This window comes from Bradyrhizobium hereditatis (assembly GCF_020329435.1).
Lineage (GTDB): Bacteria > Pseudomonadota > Alphaproteobacteria > Rhizobiales > Xanthobacteraceae > Bradyrhizobium > Bradyrhizobium hereditatis.
Genome location: NZ_JAGKJK010000009.1, coordinates 351,857 through 358,485, shown reverse-complemented (window position 1 = coordinate 358,485; position 6,629 = coordinate 351,857). Strand labels below are relative to the sequence as shown.

Genomic DNA, 6,629 nt, shown 5'->3' with positions numbered 1-6,629 from the left:
TCGTGCTCTTGTGTGAGCAAATTCTGCCAGAATGTGCGAACGGGCGGTTCTGACCAACCGCCCGTCGCTGGATCTGATCCCGTTCGTGCTCAAAGGCCGTGAGAGCCTGTCGGGGAGCGAGGGACAGATCCGGTGTCTTCCTCAACCCGAACAGTTGCATGGGCTTCGAGCCCGAACCGAGCAAGGAAGGGAGTGGATGATGGCACAAAACGAACGTGTTGTCGCCGGTATCGACGTGGCCAAGGATAAGGTGGATGTATGCATTCGCTCGTTGTCTCAACGGCAGACGTTCCCGAGTACCGCAGAGGGACGGCGCGCACTGGTCCGTTGGCTTCGCAAGCACAAGGTCAGCAAGACGGCGATGGAGGCTTCCGGCGGCTACGAGCGGGACTGGGCCAAGGTCTTGCGCGGGGCCGGGATCGAAGTCCGGATCGTCGACCCGAAACGGGTGCGCAGCTTCGCCCAATCAGCCGGACGGCTCGCCAAGAACGATCCGATCGATGCGGAGATGATTGCCTGGTTCGCCGAGATCTTCGTCGAGGCGCCGGCCCAGGCCTTTGACGCGGAACGGGAGAAGCTGGTGCAGATCGTGAATGCGCGTCAAGCCCTGCTCGACCTGCAAACTAGCCTGCAAAACAGGAGCGAGCATTCCACACCGGACGTCGTGCAGAGGATGCAGAGGCGGCTCTTGAACAACATCGCCCTTGAAGTTGCCAAGCTCGAGACTGCGATCGTAGCCATGGTCAAGGCGACGCCGCATTTTGCCGAGCTCGCCGAGATCATTGAGAGCGTGCCGGGGCTCGGCAGGATCACGTCCGCTGGTCTGATCGCGGCGATGCCTGAACTCGGCCAGGTCAGCAACGAGATCGCCGCGGCCCTGTTGGGGGTGGCTCCTTATGATGACGATAGCGGCCGACGTCACGGGCAGCGCCAAATCAACGGCGGGCGCCGCAAGATCCGCAACCTGTTCTATATGGCGTGTCTCGGGGCCGCGACCCAGCACAATCCCGTGCTCAAGGCGTTCTATGCCCGCCTGATCGCGAAGGGAAAGGAGCCCAAAGTTGCGCTCACCGCCTGCATGCGCAAGCTCATCGTCATCGTCAACACCATGATCGCACGGCGCCAGAAATGGGATGCTAACCGTTACAACCTGAGCAATCCCGCTCGGCTTCCGCCGAGCGCATGCCCAGCCAAATGACCGGTGAGCGGACGGGGTCAAGGCCGTCAGCCGCCGGAGGCGGTGGCGCGTAGCGCCAGCCTTGAGCCTGGCCGATTACCGGTCTACGAAAAACACAGTTGCTTCCCGGAGAACGGCTCTTTTGCCTCCGTCGCCCGCAAGGCGCTTTCGCTTCTTGAGGACTTAACGCCAGCACCACGGCGCCAGAACCACACGACTTCACCGTACGCCTCCGGCGCGCAACGTCTCTCGCGCCCTTAGCGTCCATCGCATCTCACCGCGCGTTCCTGACGTTCGCGAGCGCCCCTCATCTTGCGGCGAGACGGACGCAGTTATGCCGCTGATTTGGGTGAGAACGAAAGCGGAATATTTTTGATTCTCAGCAATTCTTGGGCTTGACACGATTTCTGAAAATCAGAAGTGATTTGCCCCTTCGCGTTACTGTGTCGCGGGCCGCTGCATGAAATTACGCTTGCGAGCAAAGCAAATCAATTCGTAGGGCGGATTAGCGAAGCGTAATCCGCCGCCGTTGCGCAAGTGGGACGATGGTGGGTTACGCTTCGCTAACCCACCCTACGGTTCATTGCCTTGTCATGACCGTTTTCGCGGGATTTTCGTCATTTCCAGCCGGATATGACGGCAGTAGACTCCGGCACAATCAAGGACATATCGAGTCAGGAAACATGAGATCGCGACGCCTGTTGTGGAGCGCCCTTGCCGCTGTCGCAGCTTTCATCGTCATCGGCGGCGGCTGGCTATGGTCGCTGCCGCCTGCCCCATCCGTCACTCCGCCGCCGCCGATCGCGCACGACGAGCGTGACGCGACGATCGCGGCGCTGAAGCCGCCGAAGCGGCAGCGTCCGCTGATCGCCATCGTCGGCATCAACGATGCCACCGAGACCACCGACTACCTGGTGCCCTATGGCATTCTCAGGCGCGCTGATGTCGCTGACGTCGTGACGCTGGCGACGGCTCCCGGTCCAATGACGCTCTACCCGACGCTCAAGGTCGAACCGCAGGCGACCATCGCAGAGTTCGACGCGCAGCATCCCGATGGCGCCGACTACGTCATCGTGCCCGCGATGAGCCGTGACGACGATCCGGCGGCGCTGCAATGGATCAGGAGCCAGGCAGCCAAGAAGGCGATCATCGTCGGCATCTGCGCCGGCGCCAAGGTGGTTGGCGATGCCGGGCTGCTGCACGGCAAGCGGGCGACCACTCACTGGTACTTTGTCAAAGCATTGCGCGGCAAGCATCCGACGATGCGCTATGCCGAAGACCGCCGGCTGGTGGTCGATGATGGCGTGGCGACCACGACCGGGATCACGGCGTCGATGCCGATGTCGCTGACGCTGATCGAGGCGATTGCCGGACGGGAAAAGGCGCGCTCCGTCGGCCGTGATATCGGCCTCGCCGACTGGGACGCGCGGCATGAGAGCGACGAGTTCAAGTTCACGCGGCCGTTCGCGCTGACGGCGATCGAAAACACGGCTGCGTTCTGGGCGCACGAGCAGCTCGGCATCGAGCTCAAGGACGGCGTCGACGAAGTGTCGCTAGCGATCGTTACGGACGCGTGGTCGCGGACCTATCGTTCGCAGGCGGTAACGTTTGCCAGCACGGCGGATGCACGGCAGAGCTGGAGCGGCATCCGCATTTACCCCGACCAAGTCACGGCGAACTGGCCGGCGGAACGGCTGCTGCCGTCGCTTGGGGATCGGAAACCGGCGGAAGCGCTCGACAGCGCGCTGCAGGAAATTACGGCCCGCTACGGGACGCGCACGACCGATTTCGTCGCGATGCAGCTCGAATATCCGAGGCATCGGGCGACGCAGTGAGATTTCGTCGGGGCGTTCCCGATATTGGTCTCTCGTCATTTGCGAGCGCAGCGAAGCAATCCATTGTCACCCCATCGCGCGGAAAAGATGGATGCTTCGCTGCGCTCGCAATGACTTGCAGAGAGCGCGGGCCTCGTGGTTCGAGACGGCGCTAACGCGCCTCCTCACCATGAGGGGTCTAGTGATTGCTGCGTGGCTCCTCCGATCAATCACCGCCACGGCTCGACGATGATCTTGGTATGCGCTTCCGGATTGGCGAGATCGGCGAACGCTTTCGCCACGCCGTCGATGCCGACGGTCGCTGTCACCATCGACGCGGCATCCACCTGCCCTTCCGCGATCAGGCGCAGCGAGTATGCGAATTCCTCAGGCGTGTAGCCCAGCACGTACTGGACGTTGAGCTCCTTCATGATGCCGAGCATTGGCTCGGAGCGGTCGGGCTCCATGCAGACGCCGACCACGACGATGCGGGCATCGCGCGGCGCGCCCTCGAACACCTGCTGGATCAGGCCGGGCACACCGACGCATTCGAAGATCAGCGCGGGCTTCAGCGCCGGCAGCAGCGCCTGCAGCGGCGGCCGCGCGGCTTTTTCCTCCGGCGACAGCTGGGCGTGCTCGGCCCACGTCGCGTAGGGCTGCGTGCGCGCGGGATCGACGACGACGTCGGCACCGAGCTTTTCGGCGAGCGCGCGGCGTGCCGGCGAGTAATCCGCGGCGACGATCGGGTGCAATCCCCTGATCTTCAGCGCGGCGATGACGGCAAGCCCGACCGGCCCGCAGCCGATCACGAGCGGCACCTCGCCGCCGCTGATACTGGCCTTCGCCACCGCGTGCACGCCGACCGCGAGCGGTTCGGTGAGCGCGGCATGCTCAGCGGCGAGGCCGTTCGGCACTTCGAGCAGCAGGGCTTCGCTGAGCAGCATGCGCTCGGCATAGGCGCCGACATTGTCGTTGGAATAGCCGATGCCCTTCGGACCTTCGGCGGTCAGGAGCGCGGGGATCGAGCAGACCTTGGTGCCGGGCTTGAATTTGTGCGTGGTGTCAGGACCATAATCCAGCACCTCGCAGCAGAATTCATGGCCGAAGACGACGTCGCGCGAGAGGTCCATCGGCTTACGGCCGGGAAAATGCCTGGCCAGCTCCACCATGCGATGCGCATGCTGGCGCGCGTGCAGGTCGGAGCCGCAGATCCCGCAGGCCAGCGATTTCACGAGGACCTGCCCGGCAGCGGGTTCTGGCTCCGGCATCTGATCGACGACAATTTCCCCATTGCGGAAAATGGCTGCGCGCATCGTGCCTCCAGTGCCTTGTTGTTATGAAATCGCGGCACGTCCTCATTAGCACGCAGGCATGAGGATTGAAGCAGTTTGATAGGCAAGAGATCGGGCTCATCGCCAGCCCGACATCATCTGTGGCCCGGCTATTAAGGCAAGGCAAGCTCAGGCGTTCGGCGACGGCTCGCCCGAGACGGAAAGAAGTTGTGAGCGCCTGACGCGCTCGCGATGGGCAGTGTAGAGGCCCGAGGCGACGATGAAGGCGGCGCCGGTGATGGTGTAGGCGTCAGGAACTTCGCCGAAGATGAAGAAGCCGAGCACGCTAACCCAGAGCAGTTGCGTGTACGAGAACGGCGCCAGCACCGAGGCATCGGCGTAGCGGAATGCCAGCACCACGATCCACTGCCCCGCGGTCGACGCGACGCCGATCAGGATGCCGAAGGCGATATCGTGCAGGGTCGGCGTCACCCAGACGAACGGCACCAGCGCGGAGAGAATGCAAAGGCCGACGATCGACGAATAGGCCATCACGGTGATGGCGCGCTCGGTGCCGCTCATCATCCGCGTGATGATCAGCGTGCAGGCCCAGGCCAGCGCCGAGACCAGCGGAAAGAACGCCGCCGGATGAAACGCGCCGGTGCCCGGGCGCAGAATGATGAGCACGCCGATCAGGCCTACCGCCGTGGCGATCCAGCGGCGCAGGCCGACTTTCTCACCGAGGAAGATGATCGACAGCGCGGTGACGAACAGCGGCGCGACGAAGCCGGTGGCGGAGGCTTCCGCAATCGGCAGGAAGCGCAGGCCGGAAATGAAGAACAGGGAGGAACCCAGGATGGTCGCGCCGCGCAAGAGATGCAGGCCAAGGCGGCCCGTCTGCATCGCAAAGAGCGGGGAACCGGGCATCATCGCCGGCGTCATGATCAGCGCGAACACCAGGAAGCGGATCCAGGTGATCTCGATCGAGGGCAATGTCGCCGAGAGATATTTCGCTGTGACATCGGAAGTGCCGAGAAACACGGTGGAGGCCAGCACCAGCGCGATGCCCTTGAACGGCCGGTCGGCGCGCGCGGGCGCCTTGCGGGCGGTGGAATTCTTCTCGGGAAAAGGTAGTGGAGCGCTGTCCAGCCTTGCGGCTGCGGCGGGGGGCGGTGTCACGGCAATCTCGAAGGCAGTATTTCGAATCGGGCGAGGTTGTAAAAAACACCAATTCGCCCGATGCGACTAGGCCCGAAAACAGGAAGCCGATATGCGCAGAGGGCGCGATTGCAACACTTTGTTAAGGACGATGTTCCGGCGGCGAAGTTCAACGCGTCCTTGGTCGCGTGCCGCGAATTTCTCTTGAACCTCTCCCCGCCTGCGGGGAGAGGTCGGAATTTGCGCGCAGCGCGAATTCCGGGTGAGGGGTTACAGGTCTATCAACGGGCCGCAGCATTTGCGGTGAGAGCCCCTCACCCCGACCCTCTCCCCGTGAAGAACGGGGAGAGGGAGAAGAGAGAGGGTCTACAACATCGGCAGGCCGCGCGGCTTTGGCCCCCGCGGGAACGCCTTGTCGAGTGCGGCGATGTCGGCGGCGCTCAGCGTCAGATCGCCGGCAGCTGCATTCTCCGCCGCGTGCTCCGCGCTCGAGGCTTTCGGAATCGCCAGCACCGACGGCACACGCGTGAGGAACGCCAGCGCGATCTGGCGCGGCGTCGACTTGTGCGCATCCGCAATCGCCTGCAGCACCTCGCCGCCTTTGCTGCGCGCGGAGGGAAAATCATTGTGGCCGAACGGCGAATAGGCGACGACAGCAACGCCATGCGCTTCGCACCACGGGATCACCGCGTGCTCGATCGCGCGCTCCTGCAGATGATAGAGCACCTGGTTGCAGGCGATCTTGCCCTCGCCGGCGACATCGAGCAGTTCGTCGAGATCGTCTTCGTCGAAATTGCTGACGCCCCAGGAGCGGATTTTTCCGGCTGCCACGAGTTCCTCGAAAGCCGCCACCGTCTCCTCGAACGGATAGGAGCCGCGCCAGTGCAACAGATAGCAATCGAGATGATCGGTCTTGAGCCGCTTCAGCGAGCGCTCGCACGCGGTGATAGTGCCGCGCCGCGAAGCGTTGCTCGGCAGCACTTTTGAAACCAGAAAGAGCTTTTCGCGCGGAACTCCGGCGATCGCGTCCGCAATCACGAGTTCGGCATCGCCATACATCTCGGCGGTGTCGATATGGGTCATGCCCGTCTCGATGCCACGGCGGAGCGCCGCAACGGCGGCCTTGCGGTCGCCGCGATCGAGATACCAGGTGCCCTGCCCGATCACCGATACGTCGGAGCCGTTGGCGCCGAATTTCTTTTGCTTCAA

At 63.4% G+C, this 6,629-nt stretch carries 5 protein-coding genes; 2 read left to right on the top strand and 3 right to left on the bottom strand.

Annotated features, from left to right (window positions below; translation table 11 throughout):
- Window positions 1-31 precede the first annotated feature (31 nt).
- Window positions 32-1,198 carry an IS110 family RNA-guided transposase gene (locus tag J6524_RS22780; protein ID WP_225674615.1) on the top strand — a complete coding sequence of 389 codons (1,167 nt, stop codon included), beginning with the start codon at window positions 32-34 and terminating at the stop codon, window positions 1,196-1,198.
- Window positions 1,199-1,860: 662 nt separating this feature from the next.
- Window positions 1,861-3,012, top strand: coding sequence for a DJ-1/PfpI family protein (locus tag J6524_RS22775; RefSeq protein WP_225674613.1), 1,152 nt, complete (start codon window positions 1,861-1,863; stop codon window positions 3,010-3,012).
- Between the two features lie 209 nt (window positions 3,013-3,221).
- On the opposite strand, the gene J6524_RS22770 is transcribed toward J6524_RS22775, so the two are convergent.
- From J6524_RS22770 to J6524_RS22760, 3 genes are all read right to left on the bottom strand, one after another.
- On the bottom strand, window positions 3,222-4,304 hold the full coding sequence (locus tag J6524_RS22770) for a zinc-binding dehydrogenase (protein WP_225674611.1): 1,083 nt from the start codon (window positions 4,302-4,304) through the stop codon (window positions 3,222-3,224).
- 147 nt (window positions 4,305-4,451) lie between these two features.
- Window positions 4,452-5,441 carry a DMT family transporter gene (locus J6524_RS22765; protein ID WP_225674609.1) on the bottom strand — a complete coding sequence of 330 codons (990 nt, stop codon included), beginning with the start codon at window positions 5,439-5,441 and terminating at the stop codon, window positions 4,452-4,454.
- A gap of 345 nt (window positions 5,442-5,786) precedes the next feature.
- Complete coding sequence (locus J6524_RS22760) at window positions 5,787-6,629, bottom strand: aldo/keto reductase (protein ID WP_225674607.1); 843 nt, start codon at window positions 6,627-6,629, stop codon at window positions 5,787-5,789.